The sequence below is a fragment of the Chryseobacterium urinae genome (assembly GCF_030518295.1).
GTDB lineage: Bacteria > Bacteroidota > Bacteroidia > Flavobacteriales > Weeksellaceae > Chryseobacterium > Chryseobacterium mucoviscidosis.
The window spans coordinates 19,283-37,052 of record NZ_JAULSJ010000039.1 but is presented as its reverse complement, the minus strand read 5'-3'; the positions used below and the strand labels follow the sequence as shown (position 1 = coordinate 37,052).

General features: G+C 35.5%; 11 protein-coding genes. 4 read left to right on the top strand and 7 right to left on the bottom strand.

Annotation, left to right across the window (positions count from 1 at the left end):
- From QWT87_RS18515 to QWT87_RS18500, 4 genes are all read right to left on the bottom strand, one after another.
- Positions 1 to 2,713: T9SS-dependent M36 family metallopeptidase (locus tag QWT87_RS18515; protein ID WP_302717942.1), on the bottom strand; the 2,713-nt coding region annotated here is incomplete at its 3' end.
- Positions 2,714 to 2,808: 95 nt separating this feature from the next.
- On the bottom strand, positions 2,809 to 4,605 hold the full coding sequence (gene rpsA / locus QWT87_RS18510) for a 30S ribosomal protein S1 (RefSeq protein ID WP_302717940.1): 1,797 nt from the start codon (positions 4,603 to 4,605) through the stop codon (positions 2,809 to 2,811).
- A gap of 225 nt (positions 4,606 to 4,830) precedes the next feature.
- Positions 4,831 to 7,383: a DEAD/DEAH box helicase family protein gene (locus tag QWT87_RS18505; RefSeq protein ID WP_302717938.1), complete on the bottom strand. Its 2,553-nt coding sequence runs from the start codon at positions 7,381 to 7,383 to the stop codon at positions 4,831 to 4,833.
- Positions 7,384 to 7,387: 4 nt separating this feature from the next.
- Positions 7,388 to 9,352, bottom strand: coding sequence for a site-specific DNA-methyltransferase (locus QWT87_RS18500; protein WP_302717936.1), 1,965 nt, complete (start codon positions 9,350 to 9,352; stop codon positions 7,388 to 7,390).
- A gap of 200 nt (positions 9,353 to 9,552) precedes the next feature.
- On the opposite strand from QWT87_RS18500, the gene QWT87_RS18495 reads away from it, so the two are divergent.
- A complete protein-coding gene (locus tag QWT87_RS18495; RefSeq protein WP_302717934.1) occupies positions 9,553 to 10,860 on the top strand; it encodes a DEAD/DEAH box helicase in 1,308 nt (435 codons plus the stop codon).
- A 112-nt stretch (positions 10,861 to 10,972) separates the two neighbouring features.
- Here the strand turns inward: QWT87_RS18495 and QWT87_RS18490 are convergent, their stop codons facing one another.
- Positions 10,973 to 11,866 carry an SMP-30/gluconolactonase/LRE family protein gene (locus QWT87_RS18490; protein ID WP_076392558.1) on the bottom strand — a complete coding sequence of 298 codons (894 nt, stop codon included), beginning with the start codon at positions 11,864 to 11,866 and terminating at the stop codon, positions 10,973 to 10,975.
- A 260-nt stretch (positions 11,867 to 12,126) separates the two neighbouring features.
- On the opposite strand from QWT87_RS18490, the gene ccoG reads away from it, so the two are divergent.
- Complete coding sequence (gene ccoG, locus QWT87_RS18485) at positions 12,127 to 13,569, top strand: cytochrome c oxidase accessory protein CcoG (protein ID WP_302717931.1); 1,443 nt, start codon at positions 12,127 to 12,129, stop codon at positions 13,567 to 13,569.
- 86 nt (positions 13,570 to 13,655) lie between these two features.
- Here ccoG and QWT87_RS18480 read toward each other — a convergent pair whose 3' ends face one another.
- Positions 13,656 to 14,537 (bottom strand): AraC family transcriptional regulator, encoded by an 882-nt coding sequence (locus tag QWT87_RS18480; protein ID WP_302717929.1) that lies wholly within the window; start codon positions 14,535 to 14,537, stop codon positions 13,656 to 13,658.
- A 165-nt stretch (positions 14,538 to 14,702) separates the two neighbouring features.
- Here QWT87_RS18480 and QWT87_RS18475 point away from each other — a divergent pair, with 165 nt between their 5' ends.
- The gene (locus QWT87_RS18475) at positions 14,703 to 15,047 is read left to right on the top strand and encodes a MerR family transcriptional regulator (protein ID WP_076392608.1); all 345 of its coding nucleotides are present in this window, start codon (positions 14,703 to 14,705) and stop codon (positions 15,045 to 15,047) included.
- Between the two features lie 112 nt (positions 15,048 to 15,159).
- A complete protein-coding gene (locus tag QWT87_RS18470; protein WP_302717926.1) occupies positions 15,160 to 16,476 on the top strand; it encodes a helix-hairpin-helix domain-containing protein in 1,317 nt (438 codons plus the stop codon).
- A gap of 551 nt (positions 16,477 to 17,027) precedes the next feature.
- Here the strand turns inward: QWT87_RS18470 and rluF are convergent.
- Entirely contained in the window at positions 17,028 to 17,750 is a 723-nt protein-coding gene (gene rluF, locus QWT87_RS18465; RefSeq protein WP_302717925.1) for a 23S rRNA pseudouridine(2604) synthase RluF, read from the bottom strand.
- Positions 17,751 to 17,770 lie beyond the last annotated feature (20 nt).

Below are 17,770 nucleotides of genomic sequence, written 5' to 3'. Positions count from 1 at the left end.
CTTTTGATGCCGCATCAATACCGATGCCTTTTACTTTCACCATATACGTTCCATTAATCAATTTGTCTGTCGAAATTGATTTCTTAGCATCCGGAGAAATTTTATCTTCTGAAGAAACTAATTTTCCAGACATATCATAGATTTCAACACTTACTTTTCCTAACGTATTGCTTGGGAAATTAATGAAGAACTCATTTTTCGCAGGATTCGGATAAATTGAAATGTTATTTTTAACAACATTTACTTCGTCTGTAGCTAACACACAGTCTGCAGGAACACTGAAATCTTCTACCTGATCGTTGATATTGGTTTTCGAACCAGCAGCAGCATTTACTCCAAGGCCTCTTTTCGCAAAAGTTCTCCAGATCATACATCTGTCTGCTCCTCCTTTAGCCTGATCTGCCGCTATTATAGCATTTCTTCCATCAATAAATGTTGGATTACAAATTTGGAGTTTTAAAGCATCTGTAACTAACTGTAGAACTCTTGAACTACCATTTGTCGTATTTGTCATCACATCAGAAGAATAACCATATTTAGCAACATACTGCCAATGAAGATCCCAAAGCATTGAAGCCCAAACAAATCCGATGGAATGAACATCAGGAACTATTTGTCCACTTGTATTGGTATACTCCATTCCATTCGTATCACCATAGGTATAATCATTTATAGTAAAGTCCGGAGAATATCTTGCCGGTCTAATACCTCCTCCTGAAATTCCTTGTCCTACAGCATATGTTCCGATACCTCTCGGTACAGAAGCGTTATCTCCAACTTTATTTGTTAACATCAAAGCAAAGAAGTCTGACCACCCTTCTCCCATCTGTTCTTTATCTAAAGAAGAATTCAAACATCCAGATCCAGTTCCGGTAAGTCTATTAGAAATTCCGTGACCATATTCATGAACAACTATTCCATTATCAAAACTTCCATCTGGCGTAATACTGCTGGCTGGATCATTTTTTAGAGTTACATTTACAGTCGTATTAGCTGAAAGCTGGCTTTTAATATATTCACCTTCTGTGTTTGAAATTAAAACGGATGGGATAGTAATCGTTGCATCAGTTCCAGACATATTACCAACAGTGTCACCATTTACTACGCTATTATAAAGAATCACAGCTGTCGCACCTGCATCTTGCGCATTTTTAACCTTAACAGTAAAACTACAAGTTCCTCTTTCTACTAAACCAATCTTACCTGTTAAAGATCCTGCAGGAATTGCTGTACAGCCATCTAAAACAGAGGATAACTGAACATTTCCTGTAACTCCGGTAGCATCTAAAGCATTTCCAAATAAAGCTGTGCCTGCAATTGGTTGACGAGGTACTGCTGAAGTTGGAGCGTTGTAATAAAATATTCTGTTAAAAGTTGACCAAAGATACATTTGCATTCTTGGCTTATTTCCATCACTAGGACTTGCAAAGTTGGCATTATTTATCCCCCCACCATCTTGTGCTTCGGCCAGTACATAATCGTTACCAGAACCTCCTAAGCCAAAATTAGTATTCTGAAAGTTTCTTGCTGCAGGAGTAAAACCGAACATATAGAAAATATCGTGGATCTTATTATTAATATAAAATAAATTCGTTATCGCTGCATTTTGATTGTTAGACGGATCATCATTAATATTAAAAGCATAATTGAAATTTCTTAAAGTACCTCCATCAGGTGAATATCCGACTGCATTAGTTCCTGCTGTATCCTCATAAGCAAGCACATTGTTACCTCTGGTAATTGTATAACGAGTAGTACCATCATAATGCCATCCTTCCGGAGAAGCAGTTAAGATCCATGGATTACTTACAATTGATCTTGAACCAAATGTAGGAGCCTCTATAGGTAATGCAAAAACATTATAAGAAGCGTTATCAGGTGCTAAAAGTGAAAAACTATTTTTACTTTCTTCTTGCTTTATCGGTCCTGCTGCAATAGTTTCATTATGAACATGACTATAATCATGAGAATAGGCATCATTATGGAAATTACAAGATAGATTTAAATCTAGTTTGCTGATAATATTTCCTGTGTTTGCATCCACTAAAATATCCCAATAGCTTGGAGAATTCGGTTCCGGAAAAGAAAACTGGTATGCTAATTTTAAAGCTCCATTATCTTGTGTATATACCAATCTCTGTTTTGCAGCCGGTGTATTATTTAAATCTGCATCATTATACCCTAAAATAGGATAATTCTGAATTTTTTCTTTCTGTAAATTTTCAGATATTTTTTGAAGCGCGGTTGTTTTTGAGATGGACGCAGTATTTGATACAGATGATGTATAATCTTTTAGAAATGTATCTGCATAATAAATTACCTTACTATCTCTTACCAAAACAGTACCTTCCGCATTGTAAACAGGAAGTCCGTTATAAGTCTGTTGGAATTTAATTACATTTCCATTCAATGACTTTGACTCATCTACATTATCAATCTTAAAATTCGCAAGATCTGATTTTTTATATTCTCTGATCTTATTTTGAGAAATATAATCCTTAATTAACTTCTCATTATCTTGTCCGAAAAGAACAGAAGGAAACATTGCAGAAACTACAAATAAAAGGGGTAAAGCTACTTTTTTCATATACACTAATAAAGCCGCTAATTTACATATAATTAACAATAAAACAATATTATATTTAAAATTATTTAAATAGATATATAGTTTGATAACATTAAATAAATTCTCATTATTTTGTGAATAAATCAAATTTAAATTTTCGCATTATTAGAGGTATAATAATCTATTGTTTAAAGCAGAAAGCCACTCAAATGAGTGGCTTAATATTTAAAATGAATCAGGTATTATTTACCTTCTTCCATTTTTCTTTTTAATTCTGCTAATGCATCGATATCTCCAAGAGTAGATCTCTCTTCGTTTGAAGATGATGAAACATTATTAGATCTGTTGTTAGAGTTTTCTCTTACGTTTTTCTTCTCTTCATCTCTGAAGATCCCTGTATGAGAAACTACTACTCTCTTGAATTCTTTGTTGAATTCAATTACTTTGAAATTAGCCTCTTCACCTTTCTTGATTTTAGATCCGTCTTCCTTCTCTAATAATCTTGATGGGCAGAATGCTTCTACTTCAGCATCTTCGAACTGTACAGAAGCACCTTTATCGTGTACTTCTACCGCTTTACCAGCGTGAACTGTTCCTTCAGCATATTTAGTTTCGAATGCATCCCAAGGGTTTTCTGTCAATTGCTTGTGACCTAGAGATAATCTTCTAGCCTGGATGTCTAGTTCAAGAACAACAACATCTAATTTGTCACCAACTGCGCAGAATTCAGATGGATGCTTGATTTTCTTAGTCCAAGAAAGATCAGAGATGTAGATTAAACCGTCGATACCTTCTTCTAACTCTACGAATACACCAAAGTTAGTGAAGTTTCTTACAGTTCCTACATGTTTAGATCCTACAGGATATTTAGCTTCGATATTTTCCCATGGATCTTTGCTTAATTGCTTGATACCTAAAGAAATTTTTCTGTCTTCTCTATCTAAAGTAAGTACTTCAGCTTCTACTTCATCCCCTACTTTTACGAAGTCACCTGCAGATCTCAAGTGAGTAGACCAAGACATTTCAGAAACGTGGATTAATCCTTCTACTCCCGGAGCGATTTCTACGAATGCACCATAGTCAGCAAGAACTACTACTTTTCCTTTTACTTTATCTCCAACTTTTAAGTCAGCAGAAAGAGCATCCCAAGGATGAGCTTCTAATTGCTTCATACCTAACTGGATTCTTGTTTTCTCATCATCAAAATCAAGGATAACCACTTTTACAGTCTGTCCGTCCTCAAGGATTTCAGATGGGTGGTTCACTCTAGACCAAGAAAGGTCTGTAATGTGAATCAATCCATCTACACCTCCTAAGTCGATGAACACACCGTAAGAAGTAATATTCTTAACAGTACCTTCAAGAACCTGTCCTTTTTCTAACTGAGCGATGATTTCTTTTTTCTGACCTTCAATATCTGCTTCGATCAATGCTTTGTGAGATACTACTACGTTTTTGAACTCAGGGTTGATTTTCACAACTTTGAACTCCATAGTTTTTCCTACGAACTGATCGTAATCTTTAATTGGCTTAACGTCGATCTGAGAACCAGGTAAGAATGCTTCGATTCCGTGTACATCAACGATCATACCTCCTTTAGTTCTAGACTTAACAAAACCGTTAACGATTTCACCTGTTTCGTGAAGTTCGTTTACTTTATCCCAAGCTTTAAGCGTTCTTGCTTTTCTGTGAGATAACTGTAACTGTCCTGTTTTGTCCTCTCTTCTGTCTACCATTACTTCTACCTCGTCTCCTACTTTAAGACCTTGGTTGTAACGGAATTCGTTAAGAGAAATAACACCTTCAGACTTGAAGTTGATGTCTACGATAGCTTCTTTATCAGTTAATCTTACTACTTTACCAATTAGAACGTCGTTATCGTCTAAGTTGTTTAAAGATCCGTTGTAGATTTCTTCTAAATCGCTTTTCTCTTTTCTAGCATCAGCATCAAGACCAGATTCGAAAGAATCCCAGTCAAATTGTTCAGGTGCTACGTTTTGATTTAATAATAATTCAGCTGAATTTGTCTCTTTTGACATAATTCTAATAAAATTTGTATTCCTTCTCTTTCAACGGTCTGAATAAATGTGAATTGAAAAATACGGAAGTAATTAATTTTTAGTTATTTACTCTTCAAACCTTTTCGCCACAAAAGTGGGTGCAAAGATATGAAATTTATTTGAAACAAACAATTATTTCAAAGGTCAAACAATTCAATGTAAACAACTGAAATTCAAACCATTTAATTTCATCAAAATAACTTTTTACTCCAACAAAGTCTTTTCTAAGGTTTCCTTAAACTCATTCTCATTGCTGTAATTGTAAAAAGGTACAGCGGTAATTAAATAGTTGTCCGTATGAATCTTCACAGATTTCTGCTGATTTCCGATCTGTTTGAGAAAATCTTCCTTCCATTTATCATGTCCTGTTAAATGTTTTCCTTTGGGTTCTATAAATACCTGAAAAGTAAGCTCCTTTTCTTCACGGCGGGTGCAGAAAAGAATAAAATCCGGTTCAAAAGCCCTTCCCAATTGATCAAAAACTTTAATTTCCCTTTCATTCCGGATCAGGTGAATGTTCTGATATTTTTTATTGAGTCCTTCAAAACGTCTCGCAAACAGTTCAACAAACTTTTTTTCCTCTTCGGTTCCGTAATTGGCATTATAAGCATACCATGGTTCATCCAGAACAAGCTCTTCCTGCCCATTTGCTCTTACACTGCCTTTACTTACTCTGACTTCTTTATCCTTAAAGACATCCTGAACAGGCTGCGCATAAAATTCCGAGCCTTCATATTCTGTAGAATTCTTTTTGATCTCTGTTTCGATGTCCTGCAATAAACCATTGAGCGCCTGAAGATAATCAAAATGAGAAATCTCATCTAGACGGTTTCTGCTTCCTGTAAAAGTGATTTCCAGACCTCCCAGATATTGCTCACTTTCAATAAATTCAAAAATGGAAACAAGGCTGGGAAAATAATGAGAAAGACGATTAAAACAGTAAAACGGATTTCTGCTGAGCGCATATCTTACCACATGATTCTGTATTTCCGCAATCTTTATATCTTTTGATTTTATCTTTTCCTCACCGGATATTTCTTTTTCATTTTCTGAAAAGACATTAGAGATTTTTCCGATGCCCGAAGAAAGCTGATAACGGTAATTTGTTTTCTTCACTCCCAAATCTGCAAAAGATTTAACATTATCAAAATTTTTCGGTACTTTTTTATTGGAAAAAACGACTCCTTTCCGGTATAATTTCGAGGTTTTAAATACAGGCTTCAGCTTTAACTGTTTTGTTTCGAGATGGGCTTCATCCTCATAAATTCCGGATTCTACCAATGCTTTTTTTAGTTCGGAAATATAGCGGCTGTCTTCTTTTGTATGGTAATAAAGTTCTTCCAGAATTTTAAGATCATTTGAAATGTCATCATCGTATTTTCTGGTGAACTTGTCTTCACCTTCATTCAGTGCAAAAGGATAATATCTCGCACCGCGACCGATCAACTGCGCTTCCGAGAGTGTGGTTTTGCCGGGATTGCCGTCTTTTCCGTCGCGGTCTTCGTACAAACGTACAATATCAAATAAATTTAAAACATCCCATCCTTCATTCAGCTTCTGAACGGCAAATATGGCACGGATCGGATTATTTTCATCTTCAAGTGTATTCAGAAGGATCTGGTTTTTCTCCGCTTCCGAATCATTGTTTGCACTCAGACAGTTTTCTTCCCGAAAACAGGATTTTATTCTTTGGGCAATATCATTTTCCGAGATATTTCTTAACTCAAAAAACTGAAAAGCTTTCTGCACAACCGAGACGGACGAAGTTTTCCTGATGCTGGTTACCATCGTTTCAGAAAATTCATCGATGAGCTTGTGGAAATTTTCTTTGTTCCGTTCAGATTCTTTAATTGTTTTTTTCGCTTTGAAAAGTATCACCGGCTTTATATTAATACCATGTTTTGCAGCCAGTTCCTGACGATAAAGATTGAGAATCAGTGCCTGAATAATCCTTTCTTTTTCATTGTACATTGAGCGCACAAGATTAATTTCCTTGGAAAATTTATCTTTCCTGAATTGTGCGAGATCATATTTGTAAAGGACTTTATCCTTATATTTATTCATAATTTCCCGGCTTTCATAATCCAGAGTTGCCGTAAATTCGAGCAGGATATTTTCATAATTCTGATTCAGGATCTGCAAAACGGTTTCTTCCCAACTTCCGAAAAGATTTCCGCTTTTGGTTCCGCTGTTGAGATGATGGGCTTCATCAGCAATCAGAACAATCTTTTTATCTTTAAAATCTTCATACGTAACGCTGTTTTCTCTGGTATTATTTAAATCTGTATGAAGCTGTTGGATCGTCGTAAACTTAATATTGATATTTTCCTGATCCGATTCATCAAAATTGTCAATCTTTTTCAGTAAAACCTCTTTTCCATGGATGATAATTTTATCTGTGAATAAATATTTGGAAGTCTGTGAATTAAGAAAATTATCTTTCGTTTTCTGAATAATGTTATTGCTGTTGACGAAAAACAGAAAATTACGGTAGCCTTTTTCAAATAGATGAAGCATAAGACCCGCCATCACCATCGTTTTTCCGCTTCCGGTTGCCATATTGTACAGCAGATGAATCGGTTTGTTGGGTTTCCCTTCAAAATTCTCCTGTTCAATATACAGATGTCGCCTGAATGCCTCTTCCTGATAAGGACGAACTTTAAATTTTAAATTGTCTGTTATTTCGTTGGGAATAACAACCTGCGCTAAAGACTTTTTCGCAATAGGATTATTGAAGATCTCGTGTAAATATTCCATGGTTTCAGTTTTTAATTTTATAGAAATCTTGAGTCACTATTTTCTCCTCTTCAGTACATTTGAAATTTTCATCATTCAAAGAAGAAAGATTAACGTAGAGCTGGTTTTTATCCAGCAGTTCACAAAGATGCTGTTTCTGTTCTTTTAGGCTTAATGCTTTAAAATCATCGATGTGCTGCTCCTGTTTTTTAAGATCCACGTTATAATTAAGAAAGGATCTGGATTTCATTTCTTCCCAAATCTGAAGAAGTTCTGCTGTGTCTTCCGCAGCTTCTATTTTTTCAATAAAAATCTGGTTGTATTTTTTTAGTTCAAGATAAATGAAGGAACCGCCGCCTTGCCAGTTGACGTCATCGTCTTTTGAAATTCCTGTAGTATCTCCATTGATCACATTTACCATTCTACACTTTATCAGATCTATTTGATTTTGTAATTGTTCTACTCCAATAAATTGTCTTTTCAACTTATGCGAAACAGCAGCAGTTGTTCCACTACCCAAATGATAGTCAAGCACTATATCTCCTGTATTACTAAATAATTCAATTAAAAATTTTATTAACTCTTCAGGCTTCTTTCCGTTTCGAAATTCAACACCTCCTTGTTTTGATACATTATTGTATTCTTTTTCGAAATTATAGAAATTAGAAAATTGTTTTTTAGTGAATTCACTACTTGTTGGCATTCCTTGATAATATCCACCATTTTTATTTCCTTCTGGTGCAGAATAAAAATATCTATGATTAACAGAGTCATCTCCCATATCTGGAACTTTAAAAAGTGTTCCTGAAGGATATCCACTTAATTTTTCTAAATATCTAACAAAGAATCTACCACTGCTATTTTTCTCACGTATTGATCCTCGAATACTAATTTTCTTTAATCCCTCTTTACTTGGCGGTATTGAAACAACTTTATATTGATGAGGTAAATAAACTTTCACATTTTTTGACCCACATTGAATTTCTTCAATAGAAGCTTTTGCATCAACTTCAATTTGCAAATTATAATCATCAATTGTCTTTTGCTCTTCTATAAAAGGCATTTTCTTATTTCTGTCATTGGAATAAATAAGGATATATTCAATTACATCATTAAACTCCTTATCTCCAGTTAAAGCTCTGTCTGGATGCCTAACCTGAATGTTAAAATCACACAAATGCTTTTCAAACAAATCATTCATGAGAACTTTCAAATAAGCATATTGATGAAAAGAACATTGAACCAAAAAAACGCCCGATGAAGACATTAATTTTTTCGCCGATTCAATTCTATTCTTCATAAAAGTCAGCCAGGTAGAATGATTGAATCTATCGTTATACTTAAACCCATCATTACCCGTATTGTAAGGCGGATCAATATAAATCAGCTTTACTTTACCGGCAAATTCTTTTTTCAGGGAATGAAGTGCTAAAAGATTATTTCCTTTGATAATCAGATTATCCTTAATGGTTCCGTTTTCATTACGATTGAATTCATTAAAATTATTTTCACCGTTTTGGTCAATTCTTTTGGCATTGGTTAAGACTTTGGGATCGAACAATTCGGTAATTTCGTCCTGCGCCAATGTTTCATTGAAAAAGATTTCTTCTCTTTTATCCTCTTCCCTGCTTTGTCCGCCTTCCAGAACACAATCTTTAAAAGGCCAAACTAAGGACACTTCGTTCCTCTGCTTTAAGTATTGATTTCCAATGGTGAGTCCAACCTTATTTTTAAACTGGGTGTAGCTGTCGTTAAGATAATTTTTCTGCTCAAGAAACTGGATAAACAGACTTTGCTTAAAGACCATAACATCTTTTACCTTAATGAAAAAATTTTCCTTCAGATCGGGATCTTGCAGAAGCAGTTCAATTAATTCCTCATCCAGATTCTGCGCTTTGCTGAGAACGACCCATTTTTTAACTTCTCCGTTATCGGAAACGTAATTAGGCTCCTTTTTAATTTGATTTTCAAGAGTTTGATAGAGTTTCATGGTGATTAATTTATTGAGCCAAATTTATCATCTCCTTAAGCTTCCACATTACGGATTTCCGTAATTCCAATAAGTTTGAAATATCATTTTAAGCTTCTGAATTTTCTCCACATCTTTTATTATTGAGAAAAATATCCTAAAATATCAAACCATCATCAAACAGCAATATTCCTCAGCCGCGAAATAACTATCTTTGCACCATGGAATTAGAATCTATCTACGAAAAACTGCCGATTCAGGACATGAATCAGATGCAGAAATCTACATACAAAGCAACAGAAAACAATCAGGATGTTGTTCTGCTCTCTCCTACCGGTTCGGGAAAAACACTGGCTTTTTTGTTTCCTGTGCTGAGAAATTTAAAGAAAAACAGTTCTGGAATTCAGGCTCTTATTTTGGTTCCGGCGCGAGAACTGGCTTTACAGATCGAGCAGGTTTTTAAAGCAATGGGAACAGATTTTAAAGTTTCCGTGTGTTATGGCGGTCACGACAAAAAAATTGAGGTAAATAACCTGATTGAAGCTCCGTCTGTATTAATCGGAACACCGGGAAGAGTGGTTTATCATTTGAGAAATAATAATTTTGATCCGAAAACCATCCAAACGCTGGTTCTGGATGAGTTTGATAAGGCTCTTGAACTTGGCTTTCATGATGATATGGAATTTATTTCCAATTCATTGAAAGGATTGTCTCAGAGAATTTTAACTTCCGCAACGGCAATGGACGAAATTCCTGCATTTACCGGACTAAAAGACGAGAAAATCATTAACTTTCTAAAATTAAGCGAGGCGAAACCCGACATTCAGTTTAAAAAAGTAATGACTACGCCGGAAGAAAAACTGGACACGTTATTTAATTTAATCTGTAAAATCGGGAACAAAAGAACTTTAATTTTCTGCAATCACCGAGAAGCGGTTGACCGGATTTCCGAGCTTCTCCGCCAGAAAGGAATCGACAGAGAAACCTTCCACGGAGGAATGGAACAGGATGAAAGAGAACGCGCCCTGCTGAAATTCAGGAACGATTCCGCAAGAATTTTAATTACCACCGATCTTGCCGCAAGAGGGTTAGATGTTCCGGAAGTAGAATCGATCGTTCATTATCAGTTACCGCCGAAAGAGGATGCTTTTATCCACAGAAACGGTCGTACAGCAAGAATGAACGCGAAAGGTTTTGCGTATCTTATTATGACGGAAGATGAAAATTTCCCTTTCATTAAAAACAATACACCGGAAGACAGCGTTGCGGGATTTACCAAAGTTCCGGAAAAAACGCCTTTCCAGACCATTTACATCAGTGCCGGAAAAAAAGACAAAGTGAATAAAGTGGACATTGTTGGCTATCTGCTGAAAAAAGGAGAACTCCAGAAAGAAGATGTCGGCTTGATAGAAGTAAAAGACACAACTTCTTACGTTGCCGTATCGAGAAATAAAGTGAATGCGCTGCTGAAAAAAATTGCCAATGAAAAACTGAAGGGCAAGAAAGTGAAAATGGAGGTAGCGTATTAAGATTGAGGTTAAGGCTAAGGTTTAGATAAGCGTTATGTTTTAATCTCAGCCTTAATCTCAGCCTTAACCTTAACCTTAACCTTAACCTTAACCTTAACCTCAACCTTAAAATTTATCTCACTCCTCTTACTCGTGTCGGTAAAGTATAAACAGATTTTGAAGCGGTGATGAATAGAACTTCGTTATTTTTCCCTCCGAAAGTCACGTTGGAAGTCCAGTCTTCTTCGATGGGAATATGATAAATCTTCTTTCCTTCTCTGTTGAATACATGAACCCCTTTTCCTGTCAAATAAAGATTTCCGTGCTTGTCTAACGTCATTCCGTCGGAACCCATTTCGCAGAAAAGTTTTTTCTCAGATAATTTTCCTTCGCCCAAAATATCATAAACATACGTTTTTCCGGCATCAATATCCGAAACATACAATTTTCTGAATTTTTCGCTTCCTACCACTCCATTCGGCTGTGTAAAGGTTTCAAGTTTGGAAATCTGTCCGTCTTTATTTCTGTAGTATAAACTTTTGTGCGGAGTTTCCTGCTTAAAATTCACCCAGTAATCTCTTACATAAAGAGGATCGGTAAAATACATTCCGCCAAACTCGTCATTCCAGACATCATTCGGTCCGTTCAGTCTTTTGCCTTCAAAGCCTTTCAGCAGAACCTGTACTTTTTTATCTTTTGAAATTTTCCAGATTTCACCCTGATCATCGGAACAGGTGATCAAATTATCATCTTTGTCGAAATGCGTTCCGTTGGCTCTTCCCGTTTTATTCATGAACTCGATCACTTTATTGGTTTTCCAGTCCCAATAATAAATTTTATCATTTGGCTGATCGGTAAAATAGACATTCCCTTCTTTATCCGAGGAAGGACCTTCCGTAAAACTGAACTGATCCGAAACTTTTTCGGGCTTTACATCTTCATAAAACATTTTAGTGGTATTTACTGATTGACAGCTGTATACTGCTAAAATCAAACCAAGCGAGCCGGTTTTTAAAATATTTTTCATTCCGCACAATTTAAAGTCAGCAATTTACGATATGCAGAACAAGATTCAAAGTTTATTTTCTCTTTTTGATTAAATAAAAACCAAATCCAAAATGTCCGAATTGTACTATTTCAGAAGTAGATCATATTAGTTCCGGAAACAATTATTGCAGAGCTTTGTATCAGTGAAAAACACTATAGGATTTTAGTTAAAAATATCTGGAAATGAGCATTTAAACTTTATTAAATGATTTCAGCCAGCTTTCAGATCAAATCAAAACGATGAACACACAGAACAGCAATTTTCAGTCTCCGGAACTTTATGAGGAAAGATTCCGGAATTCTGTAGGAACAATGGACGAAACCGGAAAAAGAAAATGGGTCTATCCCAGAAAACCCAAAGGAAAATTTACCAATTACAGAGATTATGTAACCTATTTGCTTTTGGTGATATTTTTCACTTTACCTTTTGTGAAAATCAACCACAATCCTTTTCTTTTATTGAATGTTATCGACAGGAAGTTTTTTATTTTCGGACAGCCGTTTTATCTTCAGGATTTTTTCATTTTAGCACTTGGAGCCGTCACTTCCGTTATTTTTGTGATGCTTTTCACCGTTGTTTTCGGAAGGATTTTCTGTGGCTGGCTTTGTCCGCAGACCATTTTTATGGAAGGGGTTTTCCGGAAAATAGAATACTGGATCGAGGGCGACCGTAATAAACAGATGAAGCTCGACCGACAGGAATGGAACAGCGAAAAAATAAGAAAAAGGCTAACCAAATGGTCTGTTTATGCCGTTCTTTCTGTGGTGATTACGAATTTCATGTTCATGTATATTGTTGGTTATGAAGAAGTTTTCAGAATCATTACCGAAGGTCCCGCAGAAAATCCGCTGAAGTTTCTTGCGATGATCTGTTTCACTGCGGTTTTCTATTTTGTTTTTTCGTGGCTGAGAGAGCAGGTTTGTACTTTGGTTTGTCCGTACGGAAGATTACAGGGCGTTCTGATCGACAAACAGACCATCAACGTTTATTATGATTTTAAAAGAGGTGAAAACCGCTCCAAATGGAAAAAAGACGAAGACCGAAAAGCCGTCGGAAAAGGAGATTGTATAGACTGTAATCAATGTGTTGTTGTCTGTCCTACAGGAATTGACATCCGAAACGGACAGCAGCTGGAATGCGTAAACTGCACCGCATGTATTGATGCGTGTGACGAAATTATGGTAAAAGTAGGTCTTCCGAAAGGACTGATCCGTTATGCCACAGAAGCAGAAATTGAAAATCAGGAGAAATTCAAATTTACCGGAAGAATGAAGGCAACAACGGTAATTTTAACTTTACTGATCGGGTTTTTAGGATTTCTGATGTACGACAGAGGTTCCATGGAAGCTAAATTCATAAAACCGGCAGGATCAACATTTTTCATTAAAAACGGAAAAATTACGAATACTTTTATTTATACACTTTTAAACAAATCCAACGAAAAGAAAACACTCACCATAAAAGTCTTGAATCCTAAGAATGCGGAAATTAATTTCTTCGGCAATGAAAAAATCATATTGAAAGGAGATCAGATTTTAAAAGGAAATATCAACATTTCGTTCCCCGAAAAAGAGATCCGGTTTTCTAAGCAAAATATGACGATTGGCGTGTTTGATGAAAAAGGAAATCTGGTAGATTCTTTCGAAACGGTATTTGAAGGACCTTTTCAATTGGTATTGTAGATATTGAGTTTGAGAGTTTGAGGATTTGGGAGTTTGGGAGTTAAACTTCACACCATCAAATAAAAACGGACAACCATCAACAAAAATTAAGCCTTATATTTTTTAATGAATTGCGTGGGAGTCATGCCGGAAGTTTTACGGAAGACTCTCACGAAATAGGAATATTCTTCGAAGCCAAGACGGAAGGCAATTTCCGTAAGGCTTTCATCAAGATACATAAGCATTCTTTTGGCTTCCAGAATTATCCTTTCTGTAATAACGTCAGTCGTTGTTTTCTGAACGACAGTTCTGGTAATTCTGTTTAAATGTTTGGATGAAATTTCCAGCAGAGAAGCATAGAAGGCAACGGATTTTTCTTTTGCAAAATGCTCTTCAATAAGATTTTCAAACTGTTGATAGTGTTTAAAATAAGAAATGTTAACCTCAGAATTTTCTTTTCCCAGCTCTTTTGAAAAAGCTCTTGTTGCGTGGATAAAAATCTGCGACATCAGTGAAAGAATAAAACCATCTTTCATCACGTTTTGAAGCTGATATTCTTTTTCCAGTGCTGCAAAAAGGTCATTATTTTCCTTTAGTTCCGTTGCAGTAAGCTGTAATTTTCTGGGGAAATTTACCGATCCGAAAAATGGAAAACTTCTGAGCTTCTGATTGACGTAATGCATTTCGTAAAAGTCCTGTGAGCAGAAAAAAATATATCCGTCGATATCCTCAGAAAGTTCCCAGCTGTGAACCTGTCCCGGAGACATAAAAAATAAGCTTCCCGCCGAAACGTCATATTTCTGAAAATCGATTTCATGTGTTCCGCTTCCTTTGGTAAAGAGAATCGTGGCATAAAAATCATGACGGTGCGGTTTTTCAATATGTCTGTGTCCCAAAACCAGATGCTCTTTCATTCGGTTAAAATAAAAATCTGAGGTATTTTTACCCGACTGAAAAAGATTGATGTGCAGAACAGAAATAGAATTCACTTTTTTATAGGTTTTTCATCATCAAAAATAACAAAAAGAATTACATTTCCTCATCTTAAAATTCACATTGAACCCTGATTTACAAAGCTAAGAATGAACTTTTTGCCCTCTTAATTTGCTGTGGGATTTAAAAAATTTTTATCTTTGAGCATTACGATTCTAAAAATGAAGATAAATTTACCTGATAAACTGTATTATTCAATAGGAGAAGTAGCGAAAGCTTTTGATGTAAATACTTCATTAATACGTTATTGGGAACAGGAATTCCCCATCATTAAGCCTAAAAAGAACAAAAAAGGCAACCGGTATTTCACTCCGGAAGACATCAAAAATCTTCAGATCATTTATCATCTCGTAAAAGAAAAGGGCTACACTTTGGACGGTGCCAAAATCGCTTTAACTACCAACAGCAAGATCTCCGAAACCATTACCATCATCGACAGACTGGAATTTGTAAAGGCTGAATTGCTGAAGCTGAAGGAGTCTTTGGCGGAGAGGGACGAGGAATAGTTTAAATATTTCTTCCATAATCTTTTTTAAATTTATTTTTTGAAGCCGAATAACAGAATTTATATCCTAAAATAATCCAAATGCAACTCCCTCATTGCGAATACTTAACAGAATGATTAAGTTTACAGCGATGAAAAAAAACTATTACCAGAGATTGGCAGTCATGGGAATATTGCTGATCATTTTATTCGCTTTTCAAAAATATACAAGTAAGGAAAAGGAAGAGTTTCCCGATGTTCAGTTTATTACACAGCCTTCCGCTTCTCTCAGCTTTACTGAGTTTGACCCTAATGAACTGGATGAAAAGCAATGGCAAAATCTAGGCTTTACAGAGAAACAAACAGCGACGATTCTCAACTATAAGAAAGTAGTCGGAGGAAGGTTTGCATCAAAGGAACAGCTTAAAAAATGCTTTGCTATTTCTGAGGAAAAATTTTCTGAGCTGAACCACTATATTTTACTTCCGGAAACCAGTAAAGAAGCCAAATCAGATGCATTCAAAAGTTTTGAAAAGAAATCGATAACGGTGAGAGGAAAATTTAACCCCGATCTTTACTCCGCCGCCGACTGGATGGAAATGGGCTTTAGTGAAAAGCAGGCAGAAGCTATTTTAAAATACAAAAGTTATTTGGGCGGAAGTTTTGTGAGCAAAGAGAAATTCAGGGAGTGCTTTATTATCAGTGAAGAAAATTTTCAGAAAATTGATCCCTATCTTATTCTACCGGAAAAAACACCGGAGAATTACAGAGCTGCTAAAAATTTTAATGCCGATAAAAAGAAAATTCAATATCGTTCTTTCGATCCGAATGCATTGGATTTTGAAGGCTGGAAATCCTTTGGCTTCTCCGATAAACAGGCACAAATTATCATCAATTACCGTGACCGAAATTTAAAAGGAAGCTTTAAAAATCTTGAAGACATTCAGAAATGTTTTGTTATTTCTTCTGAGAAGTTTGAGGAAATGAAACCGTTCATCAAATTCAATGCAGAAACAATTGCGGTGAATAAAAATGAGAAACCTGAAAATAAGCAGCAGGAAAAAACGGATTTCACCAAGGTAGATTTAAACGCAATAACCTACAAACAGCTTATAGAGTTTGGTTTTGATGGAAAAGCAGCCGGTTCGATGATCGGTTTCAGAAATAAACTTGGCGGATTTGTGAATAAAGAACAGATTCTTTCCACGTACAATATTGATCCGGAACTGACGAAAAAATTACTTTCAACCGCACCGCTTATAACTTCGAATGTTCAGAAATATACGTTGCAGGATGCTCCGGAAGAATGGCTGAAAAATCATCCTTATTTTAAATATTCTGCAGAAAAAATTATTTTTTACCGAATCTCAGAAAAAGATGAAAAGAAAATCTGGAAAATGCTGAAACTGAAACCAGAGTATGAAGTGAGGATGAAATGGTATTTGAAATAGGAGAAATATTTTTATATTTTATTAAACCGCAAAAGAAGCATAACATAAAAATATCACATTTAAAATCAACAAGATACCTCTTTGAATTAACTTAAATTTATTAATTAAATCTGCCTAATCCGCTCAATCTGCGTGAGATAAAATAAATTTTTTTGAGATTCTTCCTCTGTCAGAATGACAATGCATCGTTAATTTTTTTGTTAAAATATTTTTTTAACAATCCTTCATTGTTTTAAGTATTATAGGAAGTATTCGCAATGTCACCTGAGCTTGTCGAAGGGTTCTAAACGTTTTACTCTTCGCTGTTCTTTAAAGTTAATTATCAGACTTTGCTTAGATCCTTTCAGGATGACAAAATGCTGTAAATACATTTTAGAAAGTATAAACAATTTTAAATTGAAAAAAAATCTGCGTAATCTGCCTAATCCGCGGGAGATAAAAAACTTTTTGAGATTATTCTCTCGTCAGAATAACAAAAATGCTATATATACATATGAGAAAAGTCTAAGGTATACAAAAAGAGATGTCGAATCCGGCATCTCTGTTATTTTTTAATCGTATGTTTTACTGGAACCTTCAACCATTTTTTGTAAAGCAGAAAGTTCCTCATCTGTAAGATCTCTCCACTTTCCGATGGGAAGATCGAGCTTGATATTCAAAACCCTGATCCGTTTCAGTTTCTTTACTTCGTAGCCTAAATATTCGCACATTCTTCGGATCTGTCGGTTCAGTCCCTGCGTAAGAACGATGCGGAAATTCATTTCATCAATTTTTTCGACCTCACATTTTTTAGTAACGGTATCCAAAATCGGAACTCCGTTTCGCATTTTATCCAGAAATTTGGGCGTAATCGGTTTATCAACTCTTACAATATATTCTTTTCCGTGGTTGTTTCGGGATCTTAGAATTTTATTTACAATATCGCCATCGCTGGTTAAAAGAATCAATCCTTCGCTCGGCTTATCGAGTCTTCCGATCGGAAAAATTCTTTTGGGATGATTAATATAATCGATGATATTATTTTTCTCACGTTTTGTATCAGTGGTACAAACTATTCCTACAGGTTTATTAAAGGCAATATAAACATGGTTTTCTTCCGGTTCACGAATTGGTTTTCCGTCTACTTCAATCATGTCTTCATCGGAAACCTTTGTTCCCATTTCCGGAACTTTACCATTAATGGTGATTCTTCCTTCCTCCAAAAGTTTGTCTGCTGCTCTTCTCGAGCAGTATCCTACTTCTGATAAATATTTGTTAATTCTTGTTTTTTCCATACTATTTTCAGACTGCATTC

Bases quoted from the DNA above. Each gene is read 5' to 3' on its own strand.
- ccoG (WP_302717931.1), top strand. From the start codon at position 12,127: ATGAACACACAGAACAGCAATTTTCAGTCTCCGGAACTTTATGAGGAA.
- QWT87_RS18490 (WP_076392558.1), bottom strand. From the start codon at position 11,866: ATGAAAAATATTTTAAAAACCGGCTCGCTTGGTTTGATTTTAGCAGTA.
- QWT87_RS18500 (WP_302717936.1), bottom strand. From the start codon at position 9,352: ATGAAACTCTATCAAACTCTTGAAAATCAAATTAAAAAGGAGCCTAAT.
- QWT87_RS18475 (WP_076392608.1), top strand. From the start codon at position 14,703: ATGAAGATAAATTTACCTGATAAACTGTATTATTCAATAGGAGAAGTA.
- QWT87_RS18495 (WP_302717934.1), top strand. From the start codon at position 9,553: ATGGAATTAGAATCTATCTACGAAAAACTGCCGATTCAGGACATGAAT.
- rpsA (WP_302717940.1), bottom strand. From the start codon at position 4,605: ATGTCAAAAGAGACAAATTCAGCTGAATTATTATTAAATCAAAACGTA.
- rluF (WP_302717925.1), bottom strand. From the start codon at position 17,750: ATGGAAAAAACAAGAATTAACAAATATTTATCAGAAGTAGGATACTGC.
- QWT87_RS18505 (WP_302717938.1), bottom strand. From the start codon at position 7,383: ATGGAATATTTACACGAGATCTTCAATAATCCTATTGCGAAAAAGTCT.
- QWT87_RS18470 (WP_302717926.1), top strand. From the start codon at position 15,160: ATGATTAAGTTTACAGCGATGAAAAAAAACTATTACCAGAGATTGGCA.